Genomic DNA, 16,452 nt, shown 5'->3' on the forward strand with positions numbered 1-16,452 from the left:
GCGCACTCGTGCGGTCGAATGGAGCTATTCCACAACCGAAATTCGCGCTCCGGTAACCGTTTCGTCCCCTCGACTGCACCGGCCCCCAGAACTATTCGGTCGTCTGCCGTGCTCGCTTGCTCAATAAGGAGATCCCGCATGTTGACTCGCCCCCGACGCCCGTTCGGCTTGGCCGCGCTGGTGGTGCTGACGGTGGTGTTGCTGACCGCGTGCGGCCAAAGCGCCAACGCCGGCCGGCAAGGCAGCGGATCCGGCGGCGGCCGCAACCCCGACGAGCTGGTATTCGCCGCGGTTCCGTCGGAGAATGCGCAGAGCCTGCAGCAGGCCTACCAGCCGCTGTTGACGTTGCTGCAGCGGGCAACTGGCAAGCCGATCCGGTTCCAGAGCGCCACCAGCTACTCGTCGGCCATCGAGGCGCAGCGTGCCGGCAAGGCCGACTTCGTCCAGTACGGCCCGTTCTCACTGGTGACCGCGCAACACAGCGGGGTGAAGGTCACCCCGATCGCCGCCGAGACGGTCGCTAAGGGTACGCCGCCCGGCTACCACTCGTACGGCATCACCCGGCCCGGGTCGGGGATCAACAGCCTGGCCGACTTCCGGGGCAAAAAGATCTGCTTCGTCGACGAGAACTCGACCTCGGGCTACCTGTATCCGTCGGCGGGCCTGATCAACGCGGGCATCGACCCGGTCAAGGACGTCACGCAGGTGATCGCCGGCGGTCATGACGCGTCGGCGCTGTCGGTCCTCAACGGGCAGTGTGACGCCGGTTTCGCGCAGGAAAGCATGATCGACACGACGCTGCCGGCGCGCGGCCAGCTGAAGCCGGGCCAGCTGTCGGTGGTGTGGAAGTCGGATCTGATCCCCGGATCGCCGATCGGCATCAGCGACGACCTCGCGCCCGATCTGAAGGCCAAGATCATCGCGGCGTTCCCAAACGCCAACATCGATTACATGAATGCCAATGGCATCTGCACCCCGGCCTGTGCCCACCTGGGCGAAATCAACGGCTGGGGTTATGCCACGGTGGACAACGCGTTCTACGACGGGGTGCGCAACGTGTGCCGCACCACCCACGCCAAGCAGTGCGCGGGGCAGTCGTGACCGGTGCGGTGGCCGTCCAATTCCGGGGCGTCACCAAGACTTTCGGACCCCAGATCCGCGCGTTGGACGACATTTCGTTCTCCGTGGCACCCGGTGAGATCGCGGTCCTGCTCGGACTGTCCGGCTCCGGCAAATCCACCCTGTTGCACCACGTCGACGGCCTGCAAGCACCGACCTCCGGCACGGTCACCGTGCTGGGGACGGACGTGGGCGCCGCCACCAGCGCCGAGCTGCGCCGCCTGCGACGCCGAATCGGGTTCGTATTCCAGAACTTTCACTTGGTCGGCCGACTCAGCGTGCTGGAGAACGTGTGCACCGGCGCGCTGGGCCGACTGCGCTGGCCACGGCTGGGACTGTTCAGCTACCCCCGTGAGGTGCGGCGCGAAGCACTGGCGCACCTGGAGCGGGTTGGCTTGCGGGAGCGCGCCTTTCAACGGGCTGACACCCTTTCCGGCGGTCAGCAGCAGCGGGTGGCGGTGGCCCGGGCGCTCATGCAGCGCCCGGAGATTCTGCTCGCCGATGAGCCCGTGGCATCGCTCGACCCCGAGTCCGCCGCCCAGGTGATGCAGTTGATCCGGGAGATCAGCACCGAGCAGCGACTGACCGTGCTGTGCAGCCTGCACCAGGTCGGGCTGGCCCTGAGTTGGGGCGACCGGGTGATCGGGCTGCGCGCCGGGCAGGTGGTACTCGATCGACCGATGGCGGGGCTCGACCACGACGACGCGATGTCGTTGTACGCCAGCGTGGAGGCGGGACCGCTGCTGGCCGCCGGCACCCCTGCGTGACCACCGCGACCGTCCCCCGTCGGCGAGCGTTGCAGCCGCGCACGCTGGCGGCACCGCGGGTGGGCAGTACCGCGGCCTGGCTAGTGGTGGGTGCGCTGGTGCTGGCGGGTTGCTGGGCCGTCACCGACCTGCGGATCAACATCGCGACGTTCACCGACGGCGCCAACAACGCGCTGGATTTCGCCGGGCGCATGTTGCCGCTGGACTTTCCGCCCGCCGCGGAGTTGCTGACACTGTGCGGGCAGACGCTGGCGATCGTGATTTGCGCGACGGTGTTGTCGGTGGCCATCAGTATCCCCCTGGCGATCCTCGCCGCAGCCAACACCAGCCCCGGCCCCCGGTCCCGGTTCGCGGCGCGCACGGTGATCGTGATGGTGCGAGCCGTGCCCGACGTGGTGTTGGCCATCGTGTTCTTCCGGATTTTCGGCCTCGGCGCGATGACCGGCGTGTTGGCCATGGGAGTGCACTCGGTGGGCATGGTCGCCAAGCTCTACGGTGACGCGATCGAACACGTCGATGAGGGCCCCCGGGCGGCGATGCGCGCGATCGGCGCGCAGCCGGGGCAGGCGCTGACCTCCGGCGTGCTGCCGCAGGTGTTGCCGGCGTTCGTGGCAACCGCACTGCATCGCCTCGACATCAATCTACGGATCTCGGTGCTGCTCGGCTTCGTCGGCGTCAACGGGCTGGGCTATGCGATCGCCACGGCGTTCAAGCAGTTGGACTACCGCCGCGGAATGGCTTTGGCCGCAGTGGTTTTAGCGCTGTGCATCCTGGTCGAGCTGCTGTCCGGAGCGATCCGGCGGGCGTTGCTGCGTCACACCGACGGGCCCGCCGGGACCAGCGCCCCGCTGCATACCGGTGACCAGGTCAACCCGCCGTGGACGGCGTCGCGGGTGCGCCGCGCGGGGTATTTCGTGTTGACCGTGTTGGTGGTGCTGGTGTCGGCGTGGGGCGCCGATCTAAACCCCATCCACTTCCTTGATTCGCTGCGCGGAATGCTGAAGAACGCCGGACTGTTCTGGCCGCCGAGCACCGCGGGCATGTTCGGTCAACTCTGTGCCGACTTGTGGCTGACCGTCAAAATCGCGCTGGGCGCCACCTTGATCGGCGCCGTGCTGGCGCTGCCCGTCGGTTGCCTGGCCGCCCGCAACGTCGCGCCGAGTCCTCATGTCGCCCAAGCGGTTCGCATCTTTGTGGTGGTGATCCGCGGCATCCCGGAGTTGGTCCTGGCCGTGGTGTTCGTGGTAATCACCGGGCTCGGTGCGGTTGCCGGCACGCTGGCACTGAGCGTGGGCGCCGTCGGATTGCTGGGCAAGCTGGTCGCCGATTCGCTGGAGGAAGTCGATCCCGGTCCCGAGCAGGCGATCCGCGCCACCGGTGCCGGGCCGTGGCAGGTGTTCTTCGCCGCAACGCTGCCGCAGGCCGCGCCCAGCTTCATCGGCCATGTGCTGTACCAGCTCGACGTCAACGTTCGCTCGGCGACGCTGCTCGGCATCGTCGGGGCGGGTGGTATCGGCTTCGACCTGCTCAGTGGTGCCCAGATCCTTGAATTCGGCTTGGTGACAACGATTTTGCTGATGGTGTTCGTCACCGTACTGGCGGTGGAGGCGCTGGCGGTGTGGCTGCGCCACGAATTGAGTTGAGCGGTCGGGTGACAACTATTCCAGATGTTCACCTACGGTCGCGCCGTCGTTGGCCGTCGCGAAGTTGTTCGGACAACCCGCCCCAGCACCGTGGTGGCGTGACATCAGCGCGATATCTGGACATCGCCGATCAGTTGGCGAGCGAGCTGGCCCAGTGCGAACCGGGCACCCGGGTGGCCAGCGAGCCGGAGCTGGCCAGCCGTTTCAATGTCGGTCGCGCCGCGGCGCGCTCGGCCCTGCAGGAACTGGAGCGCAGGCTGCTGGTACGCCGCATCCAGGGGGCGGGCACCTTCGTCAACCGGCGCATCGACTACGTGATCTCGCGGTCCCGGCCGCCGTCCTGGCATGCCACGGTGTTGGCCAGCGGTGCCGTGCCGCGCTCCCAGACCAAGGGGGTCGAACGCATCGAGCTGGCCGCCGAGGATGCCGAGCAGCTGGGCTGGCCGGTGGGTGCCGCGACGTACTTGATCGTGCGGCACTTTTACATCGACGACCTGCTGGCCTCGGTCACCCGCGAGCTGGTCCCCGTTGACGCCGTGCCCAACCTGGACATCGCCCTGCAAAGCGTCGAATCGGTGAATCTGGTGCTGCGCCAGCTCGGCGGTGTCCGCCCGGTCCGGGCGTGGTGTCGGGCCAGCCTGGACATTCCGCCCCGGGAGGTGCTGCAGAGTCTCGGCATCGAGGCCAGCGACCCGGTGTGGCGTATCGACAGCATCAGCCGGGACGCCGAAACCGGTGACGTGCTGCTGGGCAGCAGCGCCTGGACCCGGGCCGACGCGGTGCGCGTGGTGGTCGAGCTCGAAGACTGCGCCGTCGCCGGCGTCTCCGCGGAAGCGGACCAGCATGACTGAACCGCTGGGCCGCGCCCGCCGCAGCGAGTTGCTGGCCTTGGCCGAGGCCGACGAATTGCGCGCGCTGGCCGACGCGTGCCTGGCCGACGGGGTCGAGGTGCGCGTCCTCGTTGCCCCCGAGGTCGGCGTCGTGTCCGCGCAGGTTCGTGAGCCGGTCGCGCAGGAACGGTTTCTGCTCGGTGACGTGCTGGCCTGCCGCGCCGAGGTCGAGTTGGCCGGACACCGCGGCTGGGCGATGCGGCTGGGTGACGACCGCGCGGCCGTCCTGGCGGCCGCGGTGCTGGACGCCGAGGTCCAGGCACACCGCGCCCACGCCGCCGAGGTCGACCGGCTGTGCCACGCCGTCGCCGCCCGCAAGGCCGAGCGCGAGGAGCGGGAGTGGACCGAACTCGCCCCCACCATCGTCGAATTCGAGGAGTTGGCGTGACCGCGCAGACCGTGACGACGCTGCCTGCCGCGCAGTCCCAACAGGTCTTCCGGGCGATGTTGGAGGCGCTGGCCCGCCCCGGCATTCCGATGCCGCTGCCCCGCGAACCGCTGAGCATGCTGGCGCCCGCCGTCGTCCCGGTTGTCGCCCTGGCGGACTTGAGCACCGGCGTGTGCGTGCTCGAGCGCGAGGGTGAGCGGTGGGCCGAAGCCGTCGGCACCGCCACGTCCGCACCCACCTGGCCCGCCGAGATGGCGCGCCTGGTGTGCGCGGTGCGCCCGATCGACGTGGCGGAGCTGCGTGGATTTGCCCGCGGCTCCGCTTACGCGCCGGAGGACGGCGCCCTGGTGGCCCTCGGCGTGCCCGATGTGCAGGGCGGCCCGCGCCGGTGGACGCTGTCGGGGCCGGGTATTCGCGACGCTGCCCGCCTCGCTCCCCGGGGCCTGCCCGACGGATTCGTCGCCGCCCGGGCCGACGCGGTCGCGGCGTATCCGGCCGGCATCGACATCCTGCTGGTGACCGACGACGGGCGCGTGGTCGGTCTGCCGCGCACCACCACGATCACCGAGGAGAACTGATGGGGTATTCGGGCGCCCGCGGTGGCCTGGAGGCCATCCTCGCCGCAGAGGAATTAGTTTGCCGCGCACGCGATTTCGCCCCGGCGCCATGGGTGGGCACCGAGCAGATCGTGGCGCGATTCCGGCTGGCCGTCGACCGGGTGATGGGGGAGGCGGGGCTTTACGACGAGACCGCGGCCGCCGCCGCGCTGCGTCAGGCCGAGGGCGACCCGCTGGAGGCCGCGCACCTGTTGCGCGCGCATCGCTCCACATTGCCGCGGCTGGCCGTCAGTGAACCCATCGACCCGGACCGCATCACGATCATGCGCCGGATCGTGCCGGCGTTCCGTGAGCCGGACGGACCGCAGCTGCTGGGCCGGACCACCGACTACACCCGCAGGCTGTTGGACAAGTCGGGCACCGCACCCGCGGGGCCGACGGATTCGTCGCCCGAGCCGGCGACGCGGCCACGCACCGCCGAGCAGCGCAGCCCGCGGCGATTCCTCGACCTGCTGCGCGAGGCCGGACTGGTGGTCGACCACCGCACCGGCGAGGACCCGGAACCCTTTGACATCACCCGGGTTCCGCCGCGGCCGCCGGCGCCGCGTTCGGCGGTGCTGGCCGCGATGGCACGCGCGGAGACCGGCGCCCTGGTGAGCCTGTGGTATCGGTCGATCCTCGGCCCGGACGGCGACATCCACGAGGTCACCCTCGGCGAGGTCCGGCACGGGCGGCTGCCGCTGGAGGTCAAGCACCCGCACACCGGCGAGCCGGTGCGCATCGGGGAGTTCCGCGTCACCGAGGCCGAGGCCATCGAGGATCTCGATGGCGCCGACGAGGACCGCAGCCGCTTCGACGTCGGTTACGGAATGTGCTTCGCGCACAACGAACGCAAGGCGATCGCGATGGCGAACCTCGACATCGCCAATCGCCGGTTCGGCCGGTCCGGACCGCTGGAACAGCTGTTGCTGCTCACCACCGACGGCCTGGACTCCGGCGGATTCCTGGACCACCTCAAGCTCCCGCACTACGTGACGTTTCGCTCCATGGTGGAACGCAAGCAGGCGCTGCAAGCGGCGGGTGCGGTGCGCGGTGCGCGTATTCCCGAGCCCGTTGGAAGGGATTGCGAATGACCACGACGGGCGAGCTCCTCGCCGAACTGACCCACGACGACGCGCCGTCGGGAATTCTCGACGAGAGCGGCAAGCGCGAAATCCGGCGCGCCGCACTGACCGCCGTGTGTGTGCCGGGCTACCAGGTGCCGTTCGGGTCGCGCGAAATGCCGGTGGCCCGGGGCTGGGGTTCGGGGGGCCTGCAGGTGACCCTGTCGGTGATCGGCGCCGACGACACCGTGAAGGTGATCGACCAGGGTGACGACGGCGGTGTCAACGCCTCGAACCTGCGCCGGTTGATCGCGGCCAGCACGGGATGTTCGGAGTCCGCCGACACCCGCGAGTCGACGGTGGTGCAGACCCGCCACCGCGTTCCGGAGGAGGCGTTGGGGGAGGGCAACCTGCTGGTCTATCAGGTGCCGGTGCCCGAACCGCTGCGTAAGGTGCAGAAATCCGTCGCCGAATGCGCACGGATGCACGCCGAAAACGATTACGCGACAATGTGGGTCGGCCTGTATGAGGACATCGTCCGCAACGGCATGATCACCCGCACCACCGGGTATCCGGTGCTGGTCGCCGGCCGCTACGTCATGGCGACCACCCCGATCCCGCGCTGGGACGTGCCGCGGCTGCACCGGTGCGAGCACATCAACCTGTTCGGCGCCGGCCGGGAAAAACGGATCTACGCCGTACCGCCGCACACCGACGTGACACCACTGACATTCGACGACGTGCCGTTCGAGGTGGAGTACGCTACCGGCGCGGCCTGCCGGCTGTGCGGCAGCGACGACGTCTTTCTCGTCGAGGCCGGGCCCGGTGGCGGCTTCGTGTGCAGCGACACCGAATGGTGTGCGCGGGTCCGTGCCGGTGACGCCGACCGCGCGTCGCATCGCGCGCGCGCCCCGCTTCATCTGCTGCCCGACCCGCACAATCGGGCCGGCGGCATCACAACCACGCCACGTCGACCAAAAACGTTGTCGCACAAAGCGGCTCGGCCCATCTCGTCCGAGTGGATGCTTCGGGCGGACTCGATTGGCAAGGTGCACGGGGCTGGCGGCATCTACGCGGTCGACGGTACCGGGCCCGACCACGGGACCGCGATCAGCCCGGCCACGGGCGCGGTCGTCGCGGCGTGGGATGTGTCGTTCGATGTGGCTCCCGGTGAGGCACTGGGCATGATCGGGGAATCCGGCTCGGGCAAGTCCACCGTGCTGTCGTGCATCATCGGCGACGAGCGGGCGACAACCGGTGCGGTGCATGTCGCCACCGTCGACGACGGGAACACGGATCTGTTCACGCTGACCGACGCGCAGCGGCGCCGGCTGCGTGTCGACACGATGGCCGCGGTGTACCAGAACCCCGCCGACGGCCTCGATCTGCGCATCAGCGCGGGCGGCAATATCGCCGAACGGCTCACCGCGGCCGGCTGGCGAAGCTACCGCGACATCCGGGATCGCGCCGCGGAACTGCTTGAACGCGTGGAGGTTCCACTGGCGCGGATGGACGATCCGGTGGGAACGTTCTCCGGCGGCATGCGCCAACGGGTGCAGATCGCCAAGGCGCTGGCGACCGAACCGCCGGTGCTGCTGCTGGACGAGCCGACCACCGGCCTGGACGCGTCGGTGGCCGCGGGTGTTCTCGACCTGCTGCGCGGGCTGCTCCTGGAACGCGATATCGCCGCCGTCGTTGTCAGCCATGACTTTTCGGTGATCGAGGCGCTCACCGACCGCGCCGTCGTCATGCAGTTGGGCCGGGTGATCGAACGCGGACTGACCGATCAGTTGTTCTGCGACCCGCATCAGCCCTACACCCAGCGGCTGGTCGCCGCGGCCAGGAGGTGATCCCGTGCTACCGGTGCTGACCGTGCGCGCGTTGCGTAAATCGTTTACCTTGCACACCATTGACGGCCGGGTCGTGCATTCACTGCACGGCGTCGACCTCTCGGTGCGGGCCGGCGAACATGTCGCGCTGGCCGGGCCGAGCGGGGCCGGCAAATCCTCGCTGCTGCGCTGCATCCACCGCACCTATCTACCGGACTCTGGCTCGGTGACGCTGTATACCGCCTCCGGTGAGCAGATCGAGCTGACCGACTTGTCGGACCGGGCGATGGCCGGGCTGCGCGGACGCGAATTCGGTTATGTGTCACAGTTTCTGAACGCCCCACCGCGCACCAGCCCACTGGATTTCGTGGCGGCCACCGCCCGGCGTCGCGGCATCGATCGCGCCGAGGCGCGCGAGGCGGCGGCCGAGGCCCTGCGACGACTCAACCTCGACGAGGTGTTGTGGGACGTGGACTGCTCGGTGCTCTCCGGGGGGGAGCGTCAGCGGGTGAACTTGGCGGCCGGAACGGTACGCCCGCCGCGGCTGCTGTTGCTCGACGAGCCGGTGTCGGCACTGGATCCGGCCAACCGGGAAGCGGCGCTGGAACTGATCGCGACGTTGACGGCGCGAAATGTCGCGGTGCTTGCGGTGTTTCACGATCTGGACGCCATCCGGCGTCTGGCATCTCGGGTGGTGCTGATGGGCGACGGGCGCGTCGTCAAAGACGGTGCACCCACCGAAATCCTCGAGGGAGCGGCATGACGACCGAGATCTTCGAACGCACGGTAGCGCACTGGCCGCTGGCGGCCCCGCCGGCGGACTACGTGCTCGGCCACGTCCGCGCCGTGCTGCCCGACGGTGTGATCGACGACGCGGTGGTGGCCATCCGCGACGGCGTCATCGCGGCCGTCGAGGCGCATCCGCCGGGACTGTCCGCCGACGTGGACGGTCAAGGGCTGGTGTGTATTCCGGGTCTGGTCGACACACACAGCGACGGGCTGGAAAAGGAGCGGCTGCCGCGCCCGGGCGCGGAGCTGCCGATGGAGTTCGCGCTGCTGTCCTTCGAGGGCAAGTTGCGGGCGAGCGGCCTGACGACGGTGTTCCACGGCGCCGCGTTCGAACAGAGCATGGGCCGCGGCACACCGCGCACCATCGAGGACGCCAACTTGTTCTGCGACACCATCGAGGCCCGACCGGACGGCCTGGTGGATCACCGGATCCTGTACCGCCTCGATGTCCGCAGCCCGGAAGGCCTTGCGGCCCTTCAAGACCGGCTCGATGGTCATGCAGGCATCCCGCTCGTCTCACACGAAGACCACACACCCGGGCAGGGCCAGTACGCCGAACGCGCCTATTACGAGCGCTACATGATGGGCTCGCGCGGCATGAGCGCCGAGCAAGCGGCCCGCCACGTCGACAACCTCATCGCCGAACGCAGCGGCCGGCTCGGCATCCGCGAGGAGGCGATGGCGTGGCTGACCGAGCAGGCCCGGCCGGGCCGCATCCGGTTGCTCGGGCACGATCTGACCTCGGCGGCCGAGGTCGACGAGTTGGTGACCCGCGGTGGCGCGGTGGCCGAATTCCCGACCACGGCCGAGGCGGCGCGGGCGGCGCGTGACCGTGGGCTGCCGGTGGTGATGGGCGCGCCGAATGTGCTGCGCGGGACGTCGCACAACGGCAACGCGTCCGGGCGCGAGCTGGTCGCCCGTGGCCTGGTGACCGCGATGGCGTCGGACTACCTGCCGTCGACCCTGCTAGCCGCGGCGTTCACGCTGGTCAACGACGGCATCATCGGCCCGGCCGCGGCCATCGCGCTGGTGACGTCCGGGCCGGCGGAGGTCGCGGGGCTGACCGACCGCGGGCGGCTGCAGCCCGGCTTGCGTGCGGACCTGGTGCTGCTGGCCGCCGGCCGCTGGCCGGTGGTGCGGTCGGTGTTGGTGAGCGGTCGATGACCCGCATCGAGTGGCGGGTGCCCGAGCCGCAGCTACCGGCCGGCACGCACCCGGCGCTCGCCGACGCGGCTCGGGCAGCCGCGGCGGCCTTCGGTGCCGCCCGCGCCCGCTACGACCGCGCGGCCCTGGCCGAGAAAGTCCAGATGGGCGCCGACGGCACCCCGACGATGCGCCTGGACATCCTTGTCGACACCGCGGTCGCGGAGGTGGTGAATCGGCACCGGGTCAACCTGATCAGCGAGGAAATCGGCGTGATCGACAACGGGTCGGCCCTCACCTTGGTGGTCGACCCGGTCGACGGCACCGCCAACGCTGCGGCCGGTGTTCCGTTGTCGGCATTCGCCGGAGTGGTGGCCGTCGACGGCCGCGCGACCGAGGCGTTGACGTGTTGGTACGACACCGGCAGGTGTTGGCATGCGGTCGCGGGCGAGCCGGTGCCGTACCGCACCAGCGGTCGCCGAGAGCTCGACGGCGCGGCGGTCAGCCTGCTGCGACCGCATGGTGACGACCACGCCGCGTGGTGGCGCGTGGCCAAACGGGCGGCCCGGGTGCGGATCCTGTCGACCAGCTGCCTCGAGGCGGCGCTGGTCGCGGAGGGCTCCACCGATGCGTTCGCCGATGCCGGCTCCGACACCCACCGCATCATGGACCTGGCGGCCGCCCTGGTGATGCTGCCCGCCGCGGGTGGCGCCGTACTGGACGTGCAGGGCCGGCCGTTCGAGATCGACCACGACCTGAGCCGCCGCTGGTCGGGAGTAGTGGCAGCGACGGCCGAGCTGGCCGAAGAGTTGGCCGGCACGCTGCGCGACGCCCAGCACAGTAAGGAGGCACCGTGACCCTCAGCCGCGAAACGTTGGCCGCGCTGATCGACGGCCTGGCCGGTCTGCCATACGGCGGCGAGGTCGTCGACCAGCGGGCGCACGCACTGCAAACCGGTTGGCAGGCCCAACAATTCGGGGTGGACGACGAGCTGTTGCTGGCGGCCACGCTGCACGACATCGGCCGGGCGAAGCCGGTCGCCGCGCAGTGGCCGGACCTGCCCCACGAATTGTCCGGCGCCGAGTTCGCCCGCATGCACTTCGGCGCGCGTGCCGCCTGGGTCATCGCCCAACACGTGCCGGCCAAGCGGTACCTCGTCGCCACTGACAAGGACTACCGCGACCACCTCAGTCCCGCCTCGATCGCCTCGCTGCAACGGCAGGGCGGTCCCATGAGCAAGGCCGAGGCCGCCCGCTTCAGCGCTCAGCCCGGCGCGGCCGAGGCGGTCATGGTGCGACGCTGGGACGACAACGCCAAGGACCCACACGGCCCACAGCTCAGCGTGGACCGGTTGCTCGACGCGCACGACCGGTTGGCCCGGCGCTGAAGCCCACGACAGGCGCGATTTCGCAGCTCAGCGACGATGCTGTAGCCTGGGCCGGTTGCCGACGCAGGCGACCCTCCTGCCACGGAACGCCCGTGGCCGCTTGAGACCAGAGGAGGTGGTGAGGTTTCCATGCGTCCATACGAAATCATGGTCATTCTTGACCCCACACTCGACGAGCGCACCGTTGCTCCGTCGCTGGAGACGTTCCTCAACGTCGTGCGCAAAGACGGCGGAACCGTCGACAAGGTAGACATCTGGGGCAAGCGGCGGTTGGCCTACGAGATCGCCAAACACGCCGAAGGCATCTACGTGGTCGTCGACCTCAAGGCGGAGCCGGCCACCGTGTCCGAGCTCGACCGCCAGCTCAGCCTCAACGAGTCGGTGTTGCGCACCAAGGTCATGCGCACCGACAAGCACTAAATCTGGTAGCGAGCCGCTCCCCGTCGTCGGCGCCTGTGCGTAGGCTCAGCGAGGACATGCTTATGACCGTTTCCCGTCTCCAGGCGAGAGCCAGGACGGAACCAGGAGGACACAGTGGCTGGTGACACCACTATCACCGTTGTTGGAAACCTGACCGCCGACCCCGAACTGCGGTTCACGCCGTCGGGCGCCGCCGTCGCGAATTTCACCGTGGCGTCGACCCCGCGGATGTACGACCGCCAAAGTGGAGAGTGGAAAGACGGCGAGGCATTGTTCTTGCGATGCAACATCTGGCGTGAGGCGGCCGAGAACGTCGCGGAAAGCCTCACCAGGGGATCCCGGGTGATCGTCACCGGCCGGCTTAAGCAGCGTTCGTTCGAGACCCGCGAGGGCGAGAAGCGCACGGTTGTCGAGGTCGAGGTCGACGAGATCGGGCCGTCCCTTCGGTACGCCACCGCCAAGGTCAACAAGGCGAGCCGCAGCGGCGGCGGCGGAGGCGGTTTCGGCAGCGGCGGCGGTTCCCGGCAGGCGCCCCCGCAGTCCGGCGGCGCCCCGGCCGACGACCCGTGGGGCAGTGCCCCCGCGTCGGGCTCGTTCGCCGGCAGCGACGACGAACCGCCGTTCTGACCCAGAACCCGCAAATCACACAAGACGATTAGCAAACGGAAAGAAAGAAACACATGGCCAAGTCCACGAAACGGCGCCCGGCTCCGGAAAAGCCGATCAAGACGCGGAAATGCGTCTTCTGCGCCAAAAAGGCTCAAACGATCGATTACAAGGACACCACCCTGCTGCGCACCTACATCAGCGAGCGCGGCAAGATCCGGGCACGTCGGGTCACCGGTAACTGCGTGCAGCACCAGCGCGACATCGCCCTTGCCGTGAAGAACGCCCGCGAGGTGGCCCTGCTGCCCTTCACTTCGTCGGCCCGCTGAGCGCCGACGTCCAAACCGAAAGTACGAAAACGATGAAGCTGATTCTGACGGCCGACGTCGACCATCTCGGCACCGTCGGCGAGACTGTCGAGGTCAAGGACGGGTACGGCCGTAACTTCCTGCTGCCGCGTGGCCTGGCGATCGTCGCGTCGCGCGGCGCTCAGAAGCAGGCCGACGACATTCGTCGAGCCCGCGAGAGCAAGGCCGTGCGCGACCTGGGGCACGCCAATGAGATCAAGTCCGCGATCGAGGCGCTGGGCCCGGTTTCGCTGCCGGTGAAGACGGCGGCCGATTCCGGGAAGCTGTTCGGTTCGGTGACCGCCGGCGATGTCGCTGCGGCCATCAAGAAGGCGGGCGGCCCGAATCTCGACAAGCGCATCATTCGGTTGCCCAAGGCGCACATCAAGGCTGTGGGCAACCACCCGGTCGAGGTGCGCCTGCACCCCGAAATCAACGTCGAGGTCGTCCTCAACGTCGTCGCGGATAACTAACTCCGCGCCCTTTTCTGACATCCGGCGGCTGCCGTAAATCGGCGGCCGCCGGATATTTGTCGTGCCTGTTAATTGTTTCCCGGGCGCCCGCGAAATGTCTTCAACCGGCCCCGGGCTGGCGAACTCTTTCGGCGCTGTTGTCGGCGAGGCTTCTTAACCACGCCGTAACGTGGCGAAAATCTGGCTGAAAGCCAACACGCCCGGCGCAGTAACCTGCGACGACACGCCGAGGAGATTGTTCTCCACACCAAATGTGCGGTGGTGTACTGCGCGTATCTGCGGAGATGTTGCACCGCTGCGATTTGATCCACAGGTTCTCCACAACCCACTCAACACGGGTGTCGAAGGATATGCACACGCGATGCACAGCCTTATGAACAAGGGCTCTTTCACCCACCGGTCAGCAACGTTTACGGTCTTCCCGGCGCGAGGCTTACGGGTGCTTGTCTTCGGGGTGTGCGAGGGCCTGACCTACGCTGCGAATGTCGTCTATCGAATGTATGTTCGTATGCATGCTGCAGAGGGAGGTCGAGCCCGTGGCGGTCTTGGATGACCGGGCGCCCGGCATGGACGCCTCACCGCCCAACGAGGAATTCAGCCGTCAACCGCCCCAAGATCTCGCCGCGGAGCAGTCGGTGCTGGGCGGGATGCTGTTGAGCAAGGACGCCATCGCCGACGTCTTGGAGAGGTTGCGGCCCGGGGACTTCTACCGCCCGGCGCACCAGAACGTCTACGACGCGATCCTGGACCTGTACGGGCGGGGGGAACCCGCCGACGCGGTCACGGTGGCCGCCGAATTGGACCGTCGCGGGCTGCTGCGTCGGGTCGGGGGCGCGCCGTATCTGCACACGCTGATCTCGACGGTGCCGACGGCCGCCAACGCCGGTTACTATGCCGGGATCGTGGCCGAGAAGGCGCTGCTGCGGCGCCTCGTGGAGGCCGGTACCCGGGTGGTGCAGTACGGCTATGCCGGCGCCGAGGGTGCCGACGTCGCCGAGATCGTGGACCGGGCGCAGGCCGAGATCTATGACGTCGCGGAGCGCCGCACGTCGGAGGACTTCGTTCCGCTGGAGGACCTGCTGCAGCCGACGATGGACGAGATCGACGCCATCGCCTCGAGCGGGGGGATCGCCCGGGGTGTGCCCACCGGTTTCACCGAACTCGACGAGGTCACCAACGGCTTGCATCCGGGGCAGATGATCATCGTCGCGGCCCGTCCTGGAGTGGGCAAAGCGCTCGCGTTGGATACACCGTTGCCCACCCCGACCGGGTGGACGACGATGGGCGAGGTCGCGGTCGGTGACGAGTTGCTCGGCGCCGATGGCAAGCCCACGCGGGTGGTGGCCGCCACCGAGGTGATGCTGGGGCGGCCGTGCTACGAAGTGGAATTTTCCGACGGGACCGTGATCGTCGCCGACGCAGCGCATCAGTGGTTGACCGAAACGCGCGCATCCCGGAAAGCCGCCCAAGGGGCGCTCGACAACCGCCGCTTTCAGCACCCACGCACGTTCGCGGCGGTGCGGACCACGGCAGAGATCGCCGGAAGTCTGCGTCGTGGCACGAAGGGCCACCACAGTGTGGTCAACACGCGCCCGCTGGAGCTTCCGGATCGCGAATTATCTGTCCCCGCATACACTCTGGGCGCCTGGCTTGGCGGCGGCACCAGCACCGCAGCCCAAATCGCCACGGCCGACCCGGAAATCGTGATGCGGATCGAGGCGGAAGGCGTCGACGTGGGGACGCTGCAGGCGCGGCTGCGCACCCTCGGAGTGCTTGACAACAAGCATGTTCCGATTGAGTATCTGCGTGCCTCGCAAACCCAGCGGCGCGCCCTGCTCGCCGGATTGCTCGACAGCGACGGAGCGGTGACGGGGGGCGGGGCCGTCCAATTGGCCGTCACCGACCAACGGCTCGCCCGCGATGTCGCTGAGCTGATCGTCAGCCTTGGCTATCGCTGCCGAACGTCGACCACGCGCGGCCGCGGGCGCGCGCAGTCGTCGAGCATTGTCCACACACTGACCTTCTGCACCGACGACTCGGTATTCGGATTGCACCGAAAGGCTCTCGCGCACAAGGAGCGTCGGGCCACCGACACCACCGAGCGGTCCGGCTCGCGCTTTATCGTGGATGTCCGTCCGATCGCGACCGTGCCGGTGCGGTGCGTCGAAGTGGACAACGACAGCCACCTGTATCTGGCGAGCAACGCCATGATTCCGACCCACAACTCGACCCTCGGACTGGATTTCATGCGGTCCTGCTCAATCAAGCACCGGATGGCCAGCGTCATCTTCTCGCTGGAAATGAGTAAGTCCGAGATCGTGATGCGGCTGCTGTCGGCGGAGGCCAAGATCAAGCTGGCCGATATGCGGTCGGGGCGCATGACCGACGACGACTGGACTCGGCTGGCGCGGCGGATGAGCGAGATCAGCGAAGCGCCGCTGTACATCGACGATTCACCGAACCTGACCATGATGGAGATCCGCGCCAAGGCGCGCCGGCTCAAGCAGAAGGCCGATCTCAAGTTGATCGTGGTCGACTATCTGCAGCTGATGACTTCGGGCAAAAAGCACGAGTCGCGGCAGGTCGAGGTGTCCGAATTTTCAAGGCATCTCAAGCTTTTAGCCAAGGAGATCGAAGTTCCGGTGGTGGCGATCAGCCAGCTGAACCGCGGTCCGGAACAGCGGACCGACAAGAAGCCGATGCTGTCCGATCTACGTGAGTCGGGGTCGCTGGAGCAGGACGCGGACATGGTGATCCTGTTGAACCGGCCGGACGCCTTCGAGCGCGACGACCCGCGTGGGGGAGAGGCCGACTTCATCTTGGCCAAGCACCGCAATGGCCCGACCAAGACCGTGACCGTCGCTCACCAGCTGCACCTGTCGCGCTTCGCCAACATGGCGCGGTAAGGGCCGCGGCGGTAGCTCGTCATCCAGGCTGGCTGGATTCACGCCACGCGGTGTTGCGGAACGCCGAGTGCCGGCCGACGATGTC

The 16,452-nt window shown here is 68.5% G+C and carries 17 protein-coding genes; all 17 read left to right on the forward strand.

The window, feature by feature from the left end; all coding sequences use genetic code 11:
* Positions 1–138 precede the first annotated feature (138 nt).
* On the forward strand, positions 139–1,101 hold the full coding sequence (locus tag AWC25_RS22450) for a phosphate/phosphite/phosphonate ABC transporter substrate-binding protein (protein WP_069401050.1): 963 nt from the start codon (positions 139–141) through the stop codon (positions 1,099–1,101).
* Positions 1,098–1,886 (forward strand): phosphonate ABC transporter ATP-binding protein, encoded by a 789-nt coding sequence (phnC, locus tag AWC25_RS22455; protein ID WP_069401078.1) that lies wholly within the window; start codon positions 1,098–1,100, stop codon positions 1,884–1,886. Before AWC25_RS22450 ends, phnC begins: the two co-directional genes overlap by 4 nt.
* On the forward strand, positions 1,883–3,529 hold the full coding sequence (gene phnE / locus AWC25_RS22460; RefSeq protein WP_085167695.1) for a phosphonate ABC transporter, permease protein PhnE: 1,647 nt from the start codon (positions 1,883–1,885) through the stop codon (positions 3,527–3,529). The genes phnC and phnE overlap by 4 nt, the downstream gene beginning before the upstream one ends.
* Positions 3,530–3,627: 98 nt before the next feature.
* Entirely contained in the window at positions 3,628–4,380 is a 753-nt protein-coding gene (locus AWC25_RS22465) for a GntR family transcriptional regulator (protein ID WP_069401052.1), read from the forward strand.
* A complete protein-coding gene (locus AWC25_RS22470) occupies positions 4,373–4,807 on the forward strand; it encodes a phosphonate C-P lyase system protein PhnG (protein ID WP_069401053.1) in 435 nt (144 codons plus the stop codon). The genes AWC25_RS22465 and AWC25_RS22470 overlap by 8 nt, the downstream gene beginning before the upstream one ends.
* Positions 4,804–5,385, forward strand: a complete 582-nt coding sequence (gene phnH / locus AWC25_RS22475) for a phosphonate C-P lyase system protein PhnH (protein WP_085167697.1) — start codon at positions 4,804–4,806, stop codon at positions 5,383–5,385. The genes AWC25_RS22470 and phnH overlap by 4 nt, the downstream gene beginning before the upstream one ends.
* Positions 5,385–6,497: a carbon-phosphorus lyase complex subunit PhnI gene (locus tag AWC25_RS22480; RefSeq protein WP_085167699.1), complete on the forward strand. Its 1,113-nt coding sequence runs from the start codon at positions 5,385–5,387 to the stop codon at positions 6,495–6,497. Before phnH ends, AWC25_RS22480 begins: the two co-directional genes overlap by 1 nt.
* Complete coding sequence (locus AWC25_RS22485; protein WP_085167701.1) at positions 6,494–8,317, forward strand: alpha-D-ribose 1-methylphosphonate 5-phosphate C-P-lyase PhnJ; 1,824 nt, start codon at positions 6,494–6,496, stop codon at positions 8,315–8,317. The genes AWC25_RS22480 and AWC25_RS22485 overlap by 4 nt, the downstream gene beginning before the upstream one ends.
* 4 nt (positions 8,318–8,321) lie before the next feature.
* A complete protein-coding gene (locus tag AWC25_RS22490; protein WP_085167703.1) occupies positions 8,322–9,059 on the forward strand; it encodes an ATP-binding cassette domain-containing protein in 738 nt (245 codons plus the stop codon).
* Positions 9,056–10,249 carry an alpha-D-ribose 1-methylphosphonate 5-triphosphate diphosphatase gene (locus AWC25_RS22495; protein ID WP_069401058.1) on the forward strand — a complete coding sequence of 398 codons (1,194 nt, stop codon included), beginning with the start codon at positions 9,056–9,058 and terminating at the stop codon, positions 10,247–10,249. The genes AWC25_RS22490 and AWC25_RS22495 overlap by 4 nt, the downstream gene beginning before the upstream one ends.
* Entirely contained in the window at positions 10,246–11,085 is an 840-nt protein-coding gene (locus AWC25_RS22500) for an inositol monophosphatase family protein (protein ID WP_069401059.1), read from the forward strand. Before AWC25_RS22495 ends, AWC25_RS22500 begins: the two co-directional genes overlap by 4 nt.
* A complete protein-coding gene (locus tag AWC25_RS22505; RefSeq protein WP_085167705.1) occupies positions 11,082–11,615 on the forward strand; it encodes an HD domain-containing protein in 534 nt (177 codons plus the stop codon). Before AWC25_RS22500 ends, AWC25_RS22505 begins: the two co-directional genes overlap by 4 nt.
* Positions 11,616–11,744: 129 nt before the next feature.
* Positions 11,745–12,035, forward strand: a complete 291-nt coding sequence (gene rpsF / locus AWC25_RS22510; protein WP_044509152.1) for a 30S ribosomal protein S6 — start codon at positions 11,745–11,747, stop codon at positions 12,033–12,035.
* A 114-nt stretch (positions 12,036–12,149) separates the two neighbouring features.
* Positions 12,150–12,662, forward strand: a complete 513-nt coding sequence (locus AWC25_RS22515; RefSeq protein WP_085167707.1) for a single-stranded DNA-binding protein — start codon at positions 12,150–12,152, stop codon at positions 12,660–12,662.
* A 53-nt stretch (positions 12,663–12,715) separates the two neighbouring features.
* Positions 12,716–12,970 carry a 30S ribosomal protein S18 gene (rpsR, locus tag AWC25_RS22520; RefSeq protein WP_085167709.1) on the forward strand — a complete coding sequence of 85 codons (255 nt, stop codon included), beginning with the start codon at positions 12,716–12,718 and terminating at the stop codon, positions 12,968–12,970.
* Positions 12,971–13,002: 32 nt separating this feature from the next.
* On the forward strand, positions 13,003–13,461 hold the full coding sequence (rplI, locus tag AWC25_RS22525; RefSeq protein WP_069401063.1) for a 50S ribosomal protein L9: 459 nt from the start codon (positions 13,003–13,005) through the stop codon (positions 13,459–13,461).
* Positions 13,462–13,997: 536 nt separating this feature from the next.
* Positions 13,998–16,367 carry a replicative DNA helicase gene (gene dnaB, locus AWC25_RS22535; protein ID WP_085167711.1) on the forward strand — a complete coding sequence of 790 codons (2,370 nt, stop codon included), beginning with the start codon at positions 13,998–14,000 and terminating at the stop codon, positions 16,365–16,367.
* The last annotated feature ends 85 nt before the right edge of the window (positions 16,368–16,452 follow it).

It is taken from the genome of Mycobacterium sherrisii (assembly GCF_002102355.1).
Lineage (GTDB): Bacteria > Actinomycetota > Actinomycetes > Mycobacteriales > Mycobacteriaceae > Mycobacterium > Mycobacterium sherrisii.

What these genes read in the sequence shown, in the direction of transcription:
- AWC25_RS22495 (WP_069401058.1), top strand. Translation starts at nt 9,056, where the DNA reads ATGACGACCGAGATCTTCGAACGCACGGTAGCGCACTGGCCGCTGGCG.
- AWC25_RS22470 (WP_069401053.1), top strand. Translation starts at nt 4,373, where the DNA reads ATGACTGAACCGCTGGGCCGCGCCCGCCGCAGCGAGTTGCTGGCCTTG.
- AWC25_RS22450 (WP_069401050.1), top strand. Translation starts at nt 139, where the DNA reads ATGTTGACTCGCCCCCGACGCCCGTTCGGCTTGGCCGCGCTGGTGGTG.
- AWC25_RS22480 (WP_085167699.1), top strand. Translation starts at nt 5,385, where the DNA reads ATGGGGTATTCGGGCGCCCGCGGTGGCCTGGAGGCCATCCTCGCCGCA.
- rpsF (WP_044509152.1), top strand. Translation starts at nt 11,745, where the DNA reads ATGCGTCCATACGAAATCATGGTCATTCTTGACCCCACACTCGACGAG.
- rpsR (WP_085167709.1), top strand. Translation starts at nt 12,716, where the DNA reads ATGGCCAAGTCCACGAAACGGCGCCCGGCTCCGGAAAAGCCGATCAAG.
- rplI (WP_069401063.1), top strand. Translation starts at nt 13,003, where the DNA reads ATGAAGCTGATTCTGACGGCCGACGTCGACCATCTCGGCACCGTCGGC.
- AWC25_RS22500 (WP_069401059.1), top strand. Translation starts at nt 10,246, where the DNA reads ATGACCCGCATCGAGTGGCGGGTGCCCGAGCCGCAGCTACCGGCCGGC.
- AWC25_RS22485 (WP_085167701.1), top strand. Translation starts at nt 6,494, where the DNA reads ATGACCACGACGGGCGAGCTCCTCGCCGAACTGACCCACGACGACGCG.